This is a genomic window from Acinetobacter sp. Ver3 (assembly GCF_000632455.1).
Classification (GTDB): Bacteria; Pseudomonadota; Gammaproteobacteria; order Pseudomonadales; family Moraxellaceae; genus Acinetobacter.
The window spans coordinates 1-17,530 of sequence record NZ_JFYL01000057.1 but is presented as its reverse complement, the minus strand read 5'-3'; the positions used below and the strand labels follow the sequence as shown (position 1 = coordinate 17,530).

18 protein-coding genes and 3 pseudogenes are annotated in these 17,530 nt (G+C 38.6%); 13 read left to right on the top strand and 8 right to left on the bottom strand.

Translation table 11 applies throughout. The features are described 5' to 3' along the window. Positions 1-286 (bottom strand): annotated as a pseudogene (locus tag CL42_RS16790) (IS701 family transposase); the annotation flags it as partial. 50 nt (positions 287-336) lie between these two features. Between CL42_RS16790 and CL42_RS12665 the strand changes: the two are divergent. The 3 genes and pseudogenes from CL42_RS12665 to CL42_RS12655 all read left to right on the top strand — a co-directional run. Further along, positions 337-717 (top strand): annotated as a pseudogene (locus CL42_RS12665) (MFS transporter); the annotation flags it as partial. 64 nt (positions 718-781) lie between these two features. Continuing rightward, positions 782-1,240, top strand: coding sequence for a MarR family winged helix-turn-helix transcriptional regulator (locus CL42_RS12660; RefSeq protein WP_035269125.1), 459 nt, complete (start codon positions 782-784; stop codon positions 1,238-1,240). Between the two features lie 126 nt (positions 1,241-1,366). Then, positions 1,367-2,056, top strand: coding sequence for a GntR family transcriptional regulator (locus tag CL42_RS12655; protein WP_035269117.1), 690 nt, complete (start codon positions 1,367-1,369; stop codon positions 2,054-2,056). 50 nt (positions 2,057-2,106) lie between these two features. Here the strand turns inward: CL42_RS12655 and CL42_RS12650 are convergent, their stop codons facing one another. The 3 genes from CL42_RS12650 to CL42_RS12640 form a co-directional block, all read right to left on the bottom strand. After that, a complete protein-coding gene (locus CL42_RS12650) occupies positions 2,107-3,048 on the bottom strand; it encodes a PDR/VanB family oxidoreductase (protein WP_035269114.1) in 942 nt (313 codons plus the stop codon). Positions 3,049-3,099: 51 nt separating this feature from the next. After that, positions 3,100-4,164: an aromatic ring-hydroxylating oxygenase subunit alpha gene (locus tag CL42_RS12645; protein ID WP_035269112.1), complete on the bottom strand. Its 1,065-nt coding sequence runs from the start codon at positions 4,162-4,164 to the stop codon at positions 3,100-3,102. 267 nt (positions 4,165-4,431) lie between these two features. Further along, on the bottom strand, positions 4,432-4,632 hold the full coding sequence (locus tag CL42_RS12640; protein WP_035269110.1) for a hypothetical protein: 201 nt from the start codon (positions 4,630-4,632) through the stop codon (positions 4,432-4,434). A gap of 353 nt (positions 4,633-4,985) precedes the next feature. Between CL42_RS12640 and CL42_RS12635 the strand changes: the two genes are divergently transcribed. Next, positions 4,986-5,435, top strand: coding sequence for a hypothetical protein (locus tag CL42_RS12635; protein ID WP_051586611.1), 450 nt, complete (start codon positions 4,986-4,988; stop codon positions 5,433-5,435). Between the two features lie 8 nt (positions 5,436-5,443). Here the strand turns inward: CL42_RS12635 and CL42_RS12630 are convergent, their stop codons facing one another. Next, positions 5,444-6,343, bottom strand: coding sequence for an alpha/beta fold hydrolase (locus CL42_RS12630; protein WP_035269107.1), 900 nt, complete (start codon positions 6,341-6,343; stop codon positions 5,444-5,446). Between the two features lie 22 nt (positions 6,344-6,365). Beyond that, positions 6,366-7,157: a crotonase/enoyl-CoA hydratase family protein gene (locus tag CL42_RS12625; protein WP_373683291.1), complete on the bottom strand. Its 792-nt coding sequence runs from the start codon at positions 7,155-7,157 to the stop codon at positions 6,366-6,368. A gap of 173 nt (positions 7,158-7,330) precedes the next feature. Here CL42_RS12625 and pnuC point away from each other — a divergent pair, with 173 nt between their 5' ends. From pnuC to CL42_RS12585, 8 genes are all read left to right on the top strand, one after another. Further along, complete coding sequence (gene pnuC / locus CL42_RS12620; protein WP_035269104.1) at positions 7,331-7,912, top strand: nicotinamide riboside transporter PnuC; 582 nt, start codon at positions 7,331-7,333, stop codon at positions 7,910-7,912. A gap of 101 nt (positions 7,913-8,013) precedes the next feature. After that, positions 8,014-8,280: a hypothetical protein gene (locus tag CL42_RS12615; RefSeq protein WP_035269101.1), complete on the top strand. Its 267-nt coding sequence runs from the start codon at positions 8,014-8,016 to the stop codon at positions 8,278-8,280. Between the two features lie 366 nt (positions 8,281-8,646). Further along, positions 8,647-9,780, top strand: coding sequence for a GGDEF domain-containing protein (locus CL42_RS12610; RefSeq protein WP_035269141.1), 1,134 nt, complete (start codon positions 8,647-8,649; stop codon positions 9,778-9,780). A gap of 151 nt (positions 9,781-9,931) precedes the next feature. Beyond that, entirely contained in the window at positions 9,932-10,420 is a 489-nt protein-coding gene (gene def / locus CL42_RS12605; RefSeq protein WP_155756994.1) for a peptide deformylase, read from the top strand. A 56-nt stretch (positions 10,421-10,476) separates the two neighbouring features. Then, complete coding sequence (locus CL42_RS12600) at positions 10,477-11,637, top strand: GGDEF domain-containing protein (RefSeq protein ID WP_171076794.1); 1,161 nt, start codon at positions 10,477-10,479, stop codon at positions 11,635-11,637. Between the two features lie 225 nt (positions 11,638-11,862). Then, complete coding sequence (locus CL42_RS12595; RefSeq protein WP_051586610.1) at positions 11,863-13,083, top strand: GGDEF domain-containing protein; 1,221 nt, start codon at positions 11,863-11,865, stop codon at positions 13,081-13,083. A gap of 41 nt (positions 13,084-13,124) precedes the next feature. Next, complete coding sequence (locus CL42_RS12590) at positions 13,125-14,384, top strand: glutaminase (RefSeq protein WP_035269095.1); 1,260 nt, start codon at positions 13,125-13,127, stop codon at positions 14,382-14,384. Positions 14,385-14,454: 70 nt separating this feature from the next. Continuing rightward, on the top strand, positions 14,455-14,748 hold the full coding sequence (locus CL42_RS12585; RefSeq protein ID WP_035269092.1) for a cold shock domain-containing protein: 294 nt from the start codon (positions 14,455-14,457) through the stop codon (positions 14,746-14,748). Between the two features lie 72 nt (positions 14,749-14,820). Here the strand turns inward: CL42_RS12585 and dhaK are convergent, their stop codons facing one another. Beyond that, positions 14,821-16,551 (bottom strand): dihydroxyacetone kinase subunit DhaK, encoded by a 1,731-nt coding sequence (gene dhaK / locus CL42_RS16785; protein ID WP_081403291.1) that lies wholly within the window; start codon positions 16,549-16,551, stop codon positions 14,821-14,823. A 319-nt stretch (positions 16,552-16,870) separates the two neighbouring features. On the opposite strand from dhaK, the gene CL42_RS12575 reads away from it, so the two are divergent. After that, positions 16,871-17,233, top strand: coding sequence for an endonuclease domain-containing protein (locus tag CL42_RS12575; RefSeq protein ID WP_035269089.1), 363 nt, complete (start codon positions 16,871-16,873; stop codon positions 17,231-17,233). 91 nt (positions 17,234-17,324) lie between these two features. On the opposite strand, the pseudogene CL42_RS16780 reads toward CL42_RS12575, so the two are convergent. Further along, positions 17,325-17,507, bottom strand: a pseudogene (locus CL42_RS16780) (TIGR02391 family protein); the annotation flags it as partial. Positions 17,508-17,530 lie beyond the last annotated feature (23 nt).

Sequence of the window (17,530 nt, the reverse complement as noted above, 5' to 3'; positions counted from 1 at the left end):
AAAAATAGCTAACCAAGTCCATATGTTGACTATATGGTTTATCTAAAACAGTATCATCAATACTGACTATAAGTTTATTATTATCAATATGTTGAATTGCTTCTTGATATAGGTCGTGAGGTGTGTAGTCTTCACGTTCTAGAAAGCGATTTACACTATCATGCGAGATGTTATAAGTCTCGGCAAGTTGTGTGCAGCTAATAGAGTTCGGTTCTGTCATGAGAAAGCCCATATAAATGGGTAATGTACAAGTTGCTGTAGAAGCATGTTTAATTCGTCTGATCACAGATACTTTATAAAGTATTTTAATACTTTTTTGAATCCGTCAATGCGTAAGTCCTATTTATATATATTGGTATCTTGTTATCACTGTGCTGTCTTGCAATCTCACCAACTGTTGCCTTACTTGTATTGTCTGCTGTGGGTTGTGGTCTATTTATTGTAGGTGGCCAATCAGCGCTCTACGGATTGGCAGCGATGTTCTATCCAACAGAAATGCGTGGCACGGGTGTAGGCGCTGCAGTCGCAGTAGGGCGTATAGGATCTTTTGCAGGGCCCCTATTTGCTGGCATGCTACTGTCGTTAGGTTCTAGTTCAGCAATGGTCATTGGTGCAAGTATTCCACTGATTTTATTTGCAGCTATTGCGGCATTAATGCTTGTACGCAAACCACGTCCAGAGCAGTCTGATGCTGTTCTAAATATAACTACACGTTAAACATATGTTAAAAGTATGATTACGACAGTAGTCATACTTTTGTTCATCTATTAAGGAATATAAAATGTCAGAAGTTAATCATTCGATTCCGACACTGAGCTATATAATTGCAAGGGTTGATCGTATTGTGAGTAAAATTTTAACTGAACGTTTAAAAGACTTAGATATCACCTTATCTCAGTTTACAGCATTGTCAGTTATCGCTGCGAAAGGCAATCTATCTAATGCAAAACTTGCAGAACGTTCATTTATTAAACCGCAATCTACCAATAAAATTCTACAAGATTTACAAAACCAGGATTGGATCAGTAGAGCTTCAGATCCCTCACATGGACGAAGAATTTTAATTAATGTAACGCCTAAAGGATTTGAAAAACTCGAACAATGTCGAAACATTGTTAATGAGATAGAACAAAAAATGTTAGATGGGGTAGATATCCATTTAGCTTATTTAATTCGAAACAATCTAGAGTTAATGGCAACCAATCTTCAAAAAATAAATATTGATGATACGAACTCATAATCACCTCAGTTATCAAAAATAGAATAGTGAATTTCCGGCCTAAAAGAGTCCTTTAAGTCAACAGAGATTGATATTCCAAATCTGACTCGTTAGGATCAATCATGATCAAAAAAATTGAGTAGTTATATGTCTTCAGGGCAGCAAGTGTTAATTGAACTTCGAAAAATGATTATTTCTGGGGAGATTGCAGGAGGTTCTCGTTTGGCTGAAATTCCGACTGCTGAAATGCTAGGTGTATCGCGTCAACCTATTCGAATGGCTTTTCGGCTTTTAGAGCAAGAAGGCTTACTCGTTAAAAATCCAACTCGAGGCTATACTGTTCGAGAAATTTCATCCAAATTAGTTCATGATGCGTTGCATGTACGTGGCGTTTTAGAAGGTCTTGCTGCAAAAACGCTTGCTGAAAAAGGCATGACGTTAGATCAACATCAAACACTTTTGAATTGTATTACGCAAATTGATTCCATATTCAATAAACCAGAATTAACAAGCGATGATTTAGAAACCTACCATCATTACAACACTATTTTTCACAATACTATTATTCAAGGCTCGGATAATGTCGCAATTGTGCAAGCACTCAGTAAAAACAATCAGTTACCTATGGCATCTGCACAAGCACTGACTTATGATAAAAATAATGCGCTGTCTGAAATTCGTCGTTTGCAATATGCGCATATCCAACACTGCTCAATATTCAATGCATTAAAGCAACAAGACTCAGCACGCGCTGAAAGTTTAATGCGTGAGCATAGTCATGTGGTTACTTTAGGGGAGACTATGCGTTCAATATTTCATACAGATGGGTCTATATAAAAAACCCTTCAATTAATGAAGGGCTACACTTGAAAATCTATCGATCCAAATTAAACATCAATGATAATTCGTTGAGATTTGGCTCTTGAGCAACAAGGTGTGAATTGATCATTTGCAGCTTGTTCCTCTTCAGTTAAATACATATCTCTGTGATCAATTTCACCTTCAACTACATCTACTAAGCAAGTGCCACAAATACCTTGTTCACAAGATAAAGGGATACAGATTCCAGCATGTTCTAAAGCTTGTGCTGCAGATTGATCAGCTGCGACATGAATACGTTGCCCTGTTTTTAAAATCTCAATTTCAAAACTGCCATCTTGACTGGTATCAATAGCTTGTGCGCTGAAATGCTCTTTATGTACTTGATGACTAGGCCAAGAGAGCGTATCTGCGGTATGGATCACATAGTTCATAAAACCATCTGGGCCACATACATAAATATGATGATCGATATGAGGAGAGGCAAAGACTGTATTCAAAAGAATATGTGTTTCAGGTTCATCATCAATATGGATGTGGACGGAATCTCCTAGAGCCTCTAAATCTTGTTGGAATGCAATAGAAGCTCTCGTTTTCACAAAATACAGTAATTGGAAGGACTGATTATTGCGTTTAAGCTCTTTAGCCATTGCTAAGATAGGAGTGATACCGATTCCACCTGCACACAAATATGCATATTCTGTCTCAGGAACCAAGGCAAACAAATTTCGTGGTTCACTAATCTTGAGCTGCTGACCCTCACGAAGTTGTTCATGAATAAATTTAGAACCACCACGTGATAAAGGATCATTCAGGACACCAATGACGTAACGGTGCTGCTCTGAACTACAATTTGCCAAAGAATACTGTCTAATTAATTGATTACCTAAGTGCACATCAATATGTGCACCGGCTTGAAAAGCTGGTAATAATTCACCATGGGTGTTTACCAGTTCGAAAGATAAAATGTGTTCATTATGACGATAAATCTTCTGAATAGTCACATCCATGTGAGTATCGCTCCTTGGTAAAATGAAAAACTGATAAAATGTGGGTTTACTTTAAACAACATTCAAAGTTGTAATTTTCTGCTCATCATTCGTTTGCTCTAAGCTGATCAAGCGGTCTATTACTTTTCGAGATTGAACACCGCCTGCATCAATATTCAGCATTAGCAATTTACGATCAGGATGTCTCAATAAATTCTGTTGCTGTTGTTCAAGCATATCTAAATCTTCCGAGAAAATTTTGCCCTGTCCCTCACGAATTTGGTTAGTTAATTCGATGTTGTCGGGTTGGAAGTGTCGAGCCATTCCCCAGAAATACCAGTGAGACGTTTCCGTTTCGGGGGTAATAAAATCCACAACGATTGAAGACACTTTTTTATTTTCCGGTGCGTTGTAACCACCATGGCCTGCGTGGGCAACACCAACTTCAATATGAACATTGCTAGGTGCATGAAAGTGACAAATTTGCCAACGGTCTACTAGGACATCTGCAGCGAGATTATTACCTTTTAGAGCCATTTGCCAAAATGGAGGTGCATAAATGTTTTCCATATGACGTTCAGTCACAACGTGGTCACCATCAACACGAGTGGTTGGTGCAGCTTCATCGATTTCTTTTTGACCAATGCTGTTTGCATGAACATATGTTTCATGGGTGAGATCCATTAAGTTATCAATCATCAAACGGTAATCACAGTTGATGTGGAATAGTCCACCACCATAGGCCCATTCTGGATTTTCAGCCCACTCTAAAGTTGGGAGTTGATCTTCACTTGCAAGCGATTGGTCTCCTGGCCATACCCAAATAAAGCCAAATTTTTCAATTGCGCGATAGCTTTTATTGCAAGGAAAGCCACGTACACGTTGCCCAGGCATTGAAACCGTTTTGCCGTCACATCCCATCACTAACCCATGATAACCACAGACCAGTTGACCATCTTCAACAAAGCCTAATGACAAAGGTGCACCGCGATGTGGGCAAAAATCTTCAACGGCATGTATTTGGTTTTCTTTTCCACGATAAAAAACCATTTTTTCACCGCAAATTTGTCTTCCTAGAGGCTTATCTTGTACTTCTTCAGGTCGTGCCGCCACATACCAAGCATTTTTTACAAACATGAGTTGATCTCCTTATCAATTGGATCCAATAATTCTATTTTTTAGATAAAAAGTCAATAATGATCTTTAAAAATAAATATTTTGGATCCATTTTTAAGAGAGCATTTAAATAATAATTATTGTTGAGCAAAAATGATGGCAAATCACCATCCAAGAATATGGCGAAATTGATTCATTGTCAGAGAGGGCACGAGGGTTAATTTATTAAACAAAAAATACTTAAACTTGATGGATTATTGGGATTTTATTTTTAGCTTCATTAGAAAATTAAAATTGACCTAATTTTTTCATTTGACGACGACGTCTCGTGAGCCCCAAGATTTCTTGGCGATCTTGAATTTCTTGAGCAGAATAAGGAAGCGTCTGTTGCAATGCTTCGAGTTGAAGATGACTGTTTTCAATGAGGAAGCAATCATGCTCAACTGGCCATGCACTGGTAATGGGTTTGCGTTTACGGGAATAGTTCATGGTTAAATTATAAAATTTGAGATATGAATAGTGTAGATGCGTATCAAGTTAAACGACAAAACATGTCGTAATGATTTAGAACACTAAGATTTTAAACCCTATTTTAATGAGAATCTTTCAACGTACTTTTAAGTCATATTAATTGAATAAAATTACCTAGATTTACACGGTTTACATAACATGTGGATTTTGAAATGAGTTGTTACGTTTCGTGCCATCCCTCTACTGGTTTTTAAGTTAATATTTTAAAAGTTAAAACTTAATAACACCAAGAAAATTAACAATAAAAATAAAGAAATAATCATTTCTGTAATGAACGATTCAATGAATAATCATCGGAATGAGTAAAAAATATGATGCTAATCGTGGTGTGTTTTGCTTTGGTCAGTTGCTATGCCGTATGGCGACTATTATTACAACCTAAATTGATTATGGGGAATACGCAGAGGCACTTTGATTTAACAAAACTCCTCAAGCCTACTGATCTCAGCCAGCCGGCGCGCTTGGTGTATGATACGGATTCTGTCGAAGATATTCGTATGTTTGATGAGGTTGCTAAATTACTGTTTGAGAAACGTGTAAATCATCGTGATATCAAGTTTGCTCAGCAAATTCAATATGAGTTTTTGAACAAGATGCCATCACGAACTTTATGTCAGATCAATCAATTTGATTTAGGTGAGTGGTCGATTTTATGGGAATATCGCAATCAATCTCTTGAATACTATGTGAGTCAATATGGCATCATGTATCGACATACTGACGCACAAGGGGTAGAACATCAATCTGACTTTATTCAGTAATTTAGAATTTAATCATTAACTAAATTGAGATAATTTTGGAGCATGTCATCCCAAATCTTTTCTGCGCCTTTTTTGAAATATCCCATGTGTCCAATTGCAGGCATTTGATACTGTTTGGCTGTGATATCAATGTAGCGCATATCAGCAGAACGATAATGTTGCATAAAGGCTTGCCTCGAATTTGGGAGAGCCCAATCATCATCTAATGCTGAAACAGCATAAATTTTGGTTTTAACACTTGCATATTGTGCTTTTAAATTTTGTTGCTCGGGGTCAGCGAAAAAATATAACGGATTTTTGCACCAACGACGCCACTGTTGATATACCCCTAAAGGCAGATCAGAGCCCATATTGAATTTACTCCAAGGTAAATAACCTGTGACTGCGACAATGGGTGGAAACACAATACTCCACATCACGGATACTTTGAATCTTTCTTTGAACGGCATATATCCTGCCCAACCTGCACCTGTACCGTAGCAACACATGGCACTGACTTGATGATGATTAGGGGTAAGTCCCAAGGCTTGACCACCATAAGAGTGTGCAGTCACAAATAAGGGGAAAGTATCGCTAGAAAAGTATTCAATGGCACCAGCGAGATCAAGTTTCCCCCAATCCAAATAACTCATTTTAAAACCTTTGAGTTGTGCTGGAGATGATGCCCCCACACCACGATAATCAAAGGTTAGCACTTCAAAACCACGTTCTGCAGCATACTCTGCAAATCTGCGATAAAAAGGTTGGGGAACCGCTGTCGCTGAAGCCACAATAATACGTGCAACAGTCTTCACACCAGATGATAGGTAGCGAGTGCCGGTGAGCATATAGTTATCTAAGGCAGGAAACTGAACTTGAGTTTTATTGATGCTTCTTGGCATCTGGTTCACATTTGGAATGGCTTGCATGTCTATATTTCCCGATATTGAACTATTGACCTTTAAAGCGAGGTTGACGTTTTTCGCTCATTGCTCGCATACCTTCGATTGCATCTTCAGATTGTATTAGTGGAAGAAGATGAGTCTTTAACTGATTAAAAGCGTACTGCTCATCATGTGAAATCGCTTCATGAGCAGCCGTCAATGTGGCTTGAACAGCGAGTGGAGCAGCTGAAGCGATGGATTCGGCGAGTTCAATGGCACGGTCAAGCGGATCTTGTTCTGTTACTTCAGTAATCAAATGAAGTCGAAATGCAGTTGCAGCATCAAAAAAATCCCCCGTCAATAAGTAGCGCATTGCATTAGACCAACCTGCAGTTTTAACGAAGCGTGAAGTTGCTCCGCCAAAGGGGAGGATGCCACGTTGCACTTCAAGTTGAGTAAATTGGGTATTTTGATGGGCAATACAGATATCGGCATTCAACATCAGTTCGATTCCAGCAGTAAAACAATACCCCTTCACAGCGACAACGACTGGTTTTTTTCGTTTACGACCAGTCGTGCCCCATGGGTTAATCAAGTTCATATCTTCCGAAAATATACCATCTGACATACGCGGCTGAAGCTCAACCAGATCTAATCCTGCCGTAAAGTGCTCTCCATGTGCATAAATCACAGCACAGCGTAAATCAGACTGGTCTTCATAGGTGGTAAGTGCTTGTGAAAGTTCATCAATCATAGGACTGTCGAATGCATTGCGCTTCGCAGCACGGTTTAAACCAATCAACATCAGATGATTGCGAATTTCAATGGTTATTCTGGTCGTTTGAGTTGTATTCATCATTATTATTTTCCATTGAGGATATTCTATTTTTAGAGGAGTTTAATGGTTAGGTCAAAACTGTGCAGTTCAAATTGAACAGTGCTAAGTCGTGTTCGTTAAGAATCATGTATGGTGCCATTCAATATGCGTTAGGATAGGCGTATCAAATAAACCACGATCATTTTACGTAGTGTATGAGCCTTTTAGAAATTATTTCAGTATTGATTAGTGTATTGGGTGTAACCCTCACTATTCGCCGTAATATTTGGTGTTGGCCTGTGAATCTCGTGGCTTATGGCTTATATGCAAAGTTATTTTATGATTATCAACTCTATGGTGAAACGATATTGCAATGCGTGTTTATCGGTTTAGGTGTGTATGGGTGGTGGATATGGAAAGCTCAGTTTAAACAACAAGAGCAACTTGCCATCAATCGTATTCAAGGGTTGAGAATTATCAAACATGTGTTTTTTACAATGTTGGCAGGATTTATTTTTGGTTTAGGTCTGGATTATTTTACGGATGCTTCCATTCCTTATTTAGATGCTCAATTGGCAAGTTTAAGTCTGCTCATTACATATTGGACGTCAAAACGATATTTGGAAATTTGGCCTGCTTGGATCGCGGTGGATATCATCTATGTCGTGATGTTTATGTATAAAGATCTATATTTGACGGCTGGGCTTTATACCGCATTTACTGTTTTAGCATTCTTAGGTTATCTTCAGTGGAAGAAAAAATATCAACTTCAACAGCAAACCGTCTACTCAATCTAAAGCATTTGCATCCATGGACATTGATTTGAATGATTCGATCTGCAAATTAAAGCAGATTGACATAACAATGAAATTGAATTTAACCAATAGACCTTGAATGTATGATTATCCACTTTTGGGAAGCTAGATTTCTGCAATTTGTAAAAGCATTACAACAGCATCCGCACCGCTATCTTAGTTTTGAATCCGTTGCCGATTTTTATCAATGTCAGTGGTTAAAAACGCTTCCTCCTCATACTGAATATTTTTGTACTGGATTAGACGATGGTGCAGAGCAGTTTGATATTTTGATTCAATATTTGCATCATCGAGTCAGTATTCACATTGCACAAGAAATTAAAGTTATTTATCGAGAACTCGATCTCTAAGAGTTCTAAGAGTTAGGAGTGTACTTAGCAATTTTTAGCTGAGTCAAATCAAAATGCTTGAGCGTATCGCTAGCTGGATTTAAGCAAAAAAAGCTTTAAAAAAAAATAGAATAAATGGTAAAAAAACCTTGATAAATCCTAATCTTAAGGTTAGATTGTGATAATAAGTGCAATTATAATAAAAAATATGTGACTTTAGTCACTATATTTTATAGGGGTGAAATAGATTTAATGATTTTAGAGTCAAATGAAAATATAGTTTGTTTTGATGAGCTGTTTCTATTGAGTTAGTTCATTATGTTAAAACTATTCAATCGGATTTTTCGCCCCTATACACTTCATTCATTTATGAATCAAAGTGTCTTGATGAATTGGAGTAACTTAAATAAATGTATTCTGGTCATGGTATTGGGCGGACTTGCACATATCACCTGGATCGCATGGTATTTATTTTCATTTCATCATCCTGCATTACATCATTGGCTCAATCCTGATTATTATTATTTTCACCTATCACGGATGTTGCTGTGCTGTGTATTACAGTTCTTACTGATTATTCCTTGTGTCATATGGCGTCATAAAGAGTGGGTGAGACAATATTTACCTTACTTTATTATTTTGGTATTTTCCGTAAGCTTTATTTATGGTGGCTATTCGGTTGGTATCAGTAGTCCTGCTACCGTTGCGGGATTTATCAGTATTTTAACAGTTGGTCTGGTTTTATTTGAACGCAAGATTGTATATCTGCTTTTTTTACCAGTCATTGTATATATGCTCATTGCAATTGTCAGTAGTGCATTGGGTTATATGACCTACGCACCGGTCTTTAGTGATCAGCTCAATTATTCAGTCATGGTATTTAATGAATTCTGGGTTTATTCACAACTTTATTTTTACGTGCCTATTTTTTTTGCGACTTTTGTATTGTTTGAGATTTTGTTGACGCAATGGAGAAATCGAGAAAAACAAATTAATTTAATGAGTCAAATGGACCCGCTTACGGGGATTTATAACCGTCGAAAAATAGGTTTAGAACTCAATGAAATTCAATTACAAGAACGAAAATTTGCTCTCATTCTGTTAGATCTTGATCATTTTAAGAGTATTAATGATAACTATGGTCATGATATCGGAGACAACGTCTTAAAGCGTGTTGCCAATGTACTACGTCAAAATATACGTGATACAGATATTGTCGGGCGATTTGGTGGTGAAGAGTTTGTGATGCTGTTGCAGAATAAAAACCTCAGAGCTGCGATGGAGGTCGCAGAGCGGTGTCGCAAAGAAATTGAAAATGAGCTCTTTTATATCGATGAACGTACGACGATCAGAGTGACAGCAAGCTTTGGTATAGCCATTTCTGAATTTAATTTAAATAAAGAAGCGGTGATTCGTCATGCAGATCAAGCATTATATCTAGCAAAAAAACGTGGTCGTAATCAGGTTAGACACTACTACGAGCTTCAGGATGCTGATGTCATACAAAAAAGTGAAACTTGAGCCGTAAAATTATCAGGTCACAAATTCGTCATTTAAATCAGTTTTACTTCATCTTGAAATGCTTTAAGATTGGTTGACTATTAATCAAATATTTGATTTAAAATTTAAAAAATTATGAAGATCAAATTCTTATCATAATTGAGATGAACGTATTATGACGATACTACCCGTTGCTCAAAAAGGTGAAGTGATCCTTGAATTGGTTGCATCGCCGGTAAGTGAACTTGAGTTTAGTAGTAGCTGGTTAACGCATCTGGTTGAAGCAATGAATTTTACGATGCAACAGCGCAATGGTGTCGGTATTGCTGCACCACAAGTTTATGTCTCTAAAAGGATTATTATCGTCGCTTCAAAACCCAATATACGGTATCCCGATGCGCCTGAGATGGAGCCTATTTACATGATTAATCCTGAAATATTGGAGCGTTCTGATCATGTTGTTTTAGGAGAAGAGGGATGTTTAAGTGTAGAGAATCGACGTGCGGAAGTAGCTCGAGCTTCATCAATCCGTGTCCGTTATCGTAATATGCAAGGACAGGAAATTACTGAGACTTTTTCAGGATTCTCTGCACGAATTATTCAACACGAAATTGACCATCTTGATGGGATCTTGTTTCTAGAGCGAGTTCACGCTGCTTAAAAAGACAATATAAAAGATAAAAGGACAGAATGAAGTTAATCAGGAAGATTCAACATATGATTAAGCGATTGTATCGTATGGCCAATACGTACATCCTTGATCCTCAAAATATGCTGATCAATTGGAGTGATTTTAAAAAGGGACGGCTTATCCTCTTTTTTGGAATTCTAAGCCAACTTGAGGTCGCTCGCTGGTTAATTGTGGCTTTTTATACCCCTGAAAAAGCACAGTGGTTAAATCCTGACTATTTTGAATTACGTGTTACCCAATTGTTGGTGACCTCCGTGATTTATCTTGTCCTGTTTTGGAGTTGTTTCAAGTTTCAGCATATCGCTAAGTTTCAAACCTTCATTGCTTACTTTGCCCCTAGTTTCTTTGGAATGACCATGATTTATTCAGGGTATTCGATTGGAATTTATAGTCCTGCAACAATGGCAGGGTTCATTAGTATTGTATTGGTCGGGTTGGTATTTTATAGCCGTAAAATTATTTATGGGATTGCAATTCCAATTACGATATACACGTTATTAACGTGTTACTTGACGCATATCGATCGAATTCGTTATGCACCTATGTTTAGTGATGAGTTGAATAAAAGTATCGTTTACCAAAATGATTTTTGGGTCATGAGCATGGTACAGCTCTACGTGCCCATTTTACTTATGAGTGTTTTATTCTTTGAGATTTTACTCACCCAATGGCGCAGTCGTGAAAAACAATTTGAAACCAGCAGTAAATTTGATGCCCTGACGAACGTTTATAACCGTCGTCAAATCAATGAAGTGTTATCACATTTTCAGCAGGATCGTGCTGATTATGCTGTGATCTTATTGGATTTGGATCATTTTAAACAAATTAATGATCAATATGGTCATGCAGCAGGAGATGAAGTCCTGAAACAGGTGGCGACGCGTTTGGAATATCATGTTCGTATTGGTGATACGGTTGGACGTTATGGCGGTGAAGAATTTATATTAATTCTGGACAATCTCAGTCGTGATCAAGCGGTTGATATCGCAGAACGTTGCCGTAACGCAATTGCACAGCAGCCAATTGTGCTGGATGATGGAACCTCGTTAAATGTGACGGCAAGCTTTGGTATTGCACTATCCCATGAGTTATCTGATCAAGACGTCATTACGCATTGTGCAGATCACGCTTTATATATTGCCAAAGAAAGCGGACGAAATCAGGTACAGTTATATCAGCCAGCTTAGTTGAATGATTAAATTTCGGTTTTGGTACTACTAACTATAGAGAAACATACGCTTAGGTTTTTTTTATAGCAATGCTTTTGTTTTGGTCAGTGATCATCAAATCCATACCATAAATTGATCTGAACGATAAAGCAGTCTTTTTAATGCTTAAAGCGCATTGACATGATCGCTGAATACATCCAAATTTTAATAAAAATAAATATGAATATTCGATAATACAATTAGATGATGACTCGAGAGAATGAAGTACAACAACAGCGCAGTTTATTGCAAGCTATCAAATATGTCTTGTTAGAATCTGATCGTTCTATTATCAACTGGTCCAACTTTAATAAAGGGATTCTGTTACTTATATTTGGGCTGTTGATGCTCATTGGTCATTGGTTGTGGTACTACCTAACTTTCCATTCAGAATATCAAATTTGGTTAGATCCAGAATATTATCCTCATCGGACATGGACCACATGTTTACAAGTGATTTTGACCACGTGTTTTCTGACGATCGCTTTAGTGCTTCGAAAAAATGCTACTGCTCGCCGAATCTTGGGCTATTTAATCCCCTTATTTTATGGATTGATTGTCATTTTTTCAGGATACACGGTTGGGATTTATAGTCCTGCGGTGATGGCGGGAACAGTCAATATTGTATTAATTGGTTTTGTGTTATATGAACAGCGCATCATCTATAGCGTCTCTTTTATTATTGCTTGTATTATCGTGTGGTTGGCAGTACTGACGGCCAATGGTCAACTGACTTATGCACCATTATTTAGTGATGCACTGAATCAATCTAATTTGTATGCCAATCCTTTTTGGCTGAAAAGTATGGCGGTACTATATTTACCCATACTGTTGTGCTCAGCAGTTTTTTTTGAGTTGATCTTGTCGCAGTGGAGACGACGAGAGCGTAAGATTGAAATACTAAGTCAGAAAGATGCGTTAACCAACCTCTATAACCGTCGTTACATCAATCAGTTTATTAGTAAGTTAATTCAACAAAATCGCAGCTTTGCTTTCATCCTCTTAGATCTCGATTTCTTCAAGCAGATTAATGACAATTATGGTCATGATGTTGGTGATCTTGTACTTAAACGTATTGCTCTCATTTTAAAACAGCAAACACGAGAAGAGGATATAGTGGGACGACTCGGTGGTGAAGAGTTTGTTCTAGTACTTAAAGATGGTGATATCGACGAAGCATTAATCATCGCAGAACGCTGCCGTCGAACGATCGAAAGTGAAAAAATTGAGATTAGCCCAGCGACTTTTATTCAAGTGACCGCAAGCTTTGGCGTGGCGATGTCACAAAATTTACCACATCTATACACAGACGAAGTAAAGCAAAGGATTTATAGTGCAGCGGATAAAGCACTATATCTTGCAAAGCAGAATGGTCGTAATCAAGTCAGATGTGACACGATATCGACAGCTGAATTTAACATTTGAGATCTTATTTGGGGTCTCCATTGATCACCAAGAGAATAAAAATGAAGACACCTGTACCTGATTATCTTGCCCATGTATTGGACCAATGTCATGCGAATACCGAAGGAGCATTGGCTGACTATATTCCAGAACTGGCAGCTGCCAATCCAAATCGTATCGCTTTAGCACTTTCAACCATTGATGGTACGATTTATTCTTCAGGGGATGATGAAGTTGAGTTCACGATTCAATCAATGTCTAAACCATTTGCTTATGCATTAGCGATTCAAGAACATGGTTTAGCTAAAGTATTAGAAAAAGTTGGCGTTGAGCCGTCGGGGGAAGCATTTAATCAAATCTCATTAGAAAAAGAACGATCGATTCCCAAGAACCCAATGATTAACTCGGGTGCGATTACGACACATTCTTTATTACCTCATAAAAAGACTGTTTCTCGTGCAGAACATTTACGACGTTTCTTGAGTGAACTGTGTGGGCGTGAATTAACCTTTGATGAGCAAGTCTATCAATCTGAACTCAAAACAGCATTTCGTAATCTTTCGATTGGATATATGTTGCGTACCGTCGGCGTGCTAGAAGAAGACCCAGAGCATATTGTTCATGGTTATATTCAACAGTGTGCGATTAAAGTCACCGTGAAAGATTTAGCACGAATGGGCAGTGTTTTGGCGAATGGCGGAAAAGACCCTGTTACGGGAAAATGTATTTTAGATCGTCAGGTATGTCGTCAGGTACTTAGCGTCATGATGACGTGTGGTATGTACGATGCAGCTGGAGATTGGTTGACCACCGTAGGTATTCCTGCCAAAAGTGGTGTGGCAGGGGGGATCATTGGTGTCTTACCAGGTCAGGTCGGAATTGCGGTTTTTTCGCCTAAATTAGACAGCCATGGCAACAGTGTTCGAGGTGTGGAAATCTTTGAACGTCTATCAAGTGATATGGGATTACATTTAATGGAGGGAACCCCTTCAGCACAAACCATTATCCAAAGTCGCCGTGAGTATGATGATGGCATGGTGGTGTATGAGCTACGTGGTGTCTTGCAATTTACAGAGACTGAAATGTTCTTGCGTGAGTTACAGAATGAGCCTGTAGGTAAAAATAAAGTAGTGCTTGATCTTACACATCTGACTTTAATCCATGATGTCGGTGCTCGAATGTTATTTGAAGGTGTGAAACGTCTACAGGATGATGGTCACAAAGTGGTGGTTTTAGATGCGGAATCATTGTTATCGGAACAACAAAGTAAAGGACACAAACGCGTCATTGTCCAACAGCATTTGCATGATTATTTAAAGTGATCAGCAAAGATGATGCACTTTAAGATGCGTGTATAATATTGAAAATTGTATACCGTTTTTTGGGAATGTTATGGAGTCTGAAGTCCAGCAAGGAAAAATTAAAATTTATCATGCCGATAAAGGTTTTGGTTTTATTGGTGGTGCAGGTGAGGATATTTTTTTCCACATTTCTGACTTTCCTGCAGATGAAGGTGAGCCAAAACGCAATGACCGAGTCAAATTTCAGGTTGTTGAAAATCAAGGTAAATTAAAAGCAGTCAAAATTCAACGTGTAGCTGACCAGTCAGCGAAAGCGAAGAAGTCTCGTGTGGCATCACATAATCAGGCGATTACCAGCGCATTATTATCAAGTTTTAAAAAATAAAAAGCAAAAAAAGCCCTGAATCATCAGGGCTTTTTTACATAACTAATCAATCATTTATGTCATGTTTAGATGTTATTTTAGATGATCAGCAATATCGGTAAAAATCACGCCTAAACCATATGCACCTGCATCAGGATAGCCTAAGCTACGATCCCCGACAGTACCTGCACGACCCATACGTGCAACAATCTCTTTGGTCGATTCTGCGCCTTGAACAGCAGCTTGAGCACCTAAGATAAAGTTTTCCTTAAAGCTTTTCTCGGTGTTGGCAGACCATGAATCTGCGCATGGCACTAAAGCATCGATCAACGTTTTATCACCGACAACAGCGCCACGTCCAAATGAACGTTCGCCTGTGGTTTGAATACCTTTTACTGCGGCTTGCAGCATATCGGCAAAATCCGCCACGCTTAACGTGGTTTTACCTTGAATGGCTTTACTTGCGGCACGGAATGCAGAACCCCAGATGGGACCTGATGCACCGCCACAATGTTCCATGATGATCAGGGAGCTATTGAGCAAGAATTCATCCATCTGCTGTGCTTGGATCAAGCTTTGCCATTCTTTCTTGAGTTGTTTAAAGCCTTTGGCTACGCTCATACCAAAGTCACCATCACCGGCATGCGCATCAAGTTCACAGAATGGCACTTCATTTTTGATGATACATGCTGCCATGACATCGACCACATAGCGCATGTTTTTAATGGTGAATTGCTCATTTTGAATTTCAGCATGTTCTGCTGCAGTTTCAACTTCGCTATTGCCTTGATCTTGGGTAGCCGTATCTTTTATAGCAAACTCAATGGCTAAAGCAGGTGAACCATCAAGTTTAAAGGCAGGGGTGTTAGCTTCTGCATCTAAGTATGTTTTGAGTTCATCATCCAATTCAAGTAATGAAATGGATGCACCATTCATGTCGATACTGGTCATGTAGTTGCCGACAAAAGTACGGTAAATTTTGATGCCCTTATGTGCAAGGTGTTCACATACATCATGATTAAACAGATACAGTTCTTGCATTGGGGTAGAACCAAAGCCATTGATCAATACTGCAACTTCTTTCATGTCTGGACGATCTAAAAACAGGTCATCGACCATACGTTGTGCCAGTTCTTTTGCTGGCAAGATTTTTTCACGACGGATGCCTGGTTCACCATGAATACCGACGCCGTATTCCATTTCATCATCGGCAAGGGTAAAAGTTGGTGTACCTTTGGCGGGAACAGTACATGAGCTATAGGCAAAACCTAAACTGATGACATTGGCTGCGGCTTTCTGTGCCACCGCTTTAACTTCACTCAGCTCTAAGCCTTTTGATGCGGCAGCCCCTGCAATTTTATGGACAAAGACTGTGCCTGCGACACCACGACGACCGACTGTATATAAACTATCTTTAACCGCAATGTCATCTGCAACTTTCACAAAGTCGACTTGAATTCCGTCTTCAGCGGCTAAGGCTGCACCATTCTGGAAATTCATCATATCGCCAGAATAGTTTTTGATGATCATCAACACGCCTTTGTCGGTTGCGACGTGTTGTAGTGCTTTATAGACCTGAATTTGCGAAGGTGATGCAAAGACATCGCCACATACGGCTGCGTCTAACATGCCTTGACCGACAAAGCCCGCATGTGCAGGTTCGTGACCGCTACCACCACCACTGATCAGGGCAACATTGTTATGTTTTTCTTTTCTTGAAATGATTTTGTGTGATTCAGTGAATGCAAGTTCTGGGTGTGCCAAGACAAAGCCTTTGCACATGTCGACAACCAAGTTTTCAGGGTGGTTGATGAGTTTTTTCATGGAAATATCAAACTTTTGGTAATTTCATTAATAAGTATTAATTATTCACTAAAGTTGAAATATTTGCTGATCTAAAAATGTTAAAACGGATGATTTGAGGTTTGGTGGTTAGAAAAGGGGCGGTTTTTAATGTATATATTGGTGAAAAGAATCCCCCTAAATCCCCCTTTCTTGCGCTTCTACATAAAGCAGTGCTTAAGTCTCGCTCAGGGGGACTTGCGCGAATTTGATTGCGGTTTTAGATGCGTGAAATTTCCCTCTTTTCCCTTGCGCCATATATGGCTCAGGGCTAGGGGAGATTTTAAAAAAGAGAATAAAAATGAAGCCCTACAATCAAAACTTAAAACAAGCCTCACGTGTTTTACGCAATAACATGACTGATGCTGAAAAGCTGTTATGGTCACGACTTCGCAATAAGCAAATTTTAGGTTTGCAGTTTTATCGCCAGAAACCTTTATTAAATTACATTGTGGATTTTTACTGTCCTGCTGCCAATTTGGTGATTGAGTGTGATGGTAGTCAGCACTTTACGGTTGTAGGTTTAGAAGTAGATCGAATTCGAGATCAAGCTTTAGCTCATCTTGGATTAAAGGTCTTGCGGTTAGATAATGGGCAGGTGATGGAGCAGATTGATGATGTGGTGGAAGTGGTTTATCGGTATTGTCTGAAACAATCCCCCTAAATCCCCCTTTGTTAAAGGGGGACTGCACGCGAATTTAATGACGGTAGCAGGTTCGTGGTGTTCCTCTTTTTTAAAGGGAAGGTAGGAGGGATTATATTTTCCCTTCATACAGTTTTTTTGCTTCGATAGCTTTGTCTAATTTTCTATGAATCAAGGATACAGTAGATAAGATATCTAAGGCATCTTGTTCATCTATATTCCATGTGATTTTTGGAGCATGGGCTGTAGTATTTCTGAATGTTCCAAATATACCTTTGAGTAAATGCATAAAACCATTGGTGGTGTTTCAAAAAGTAT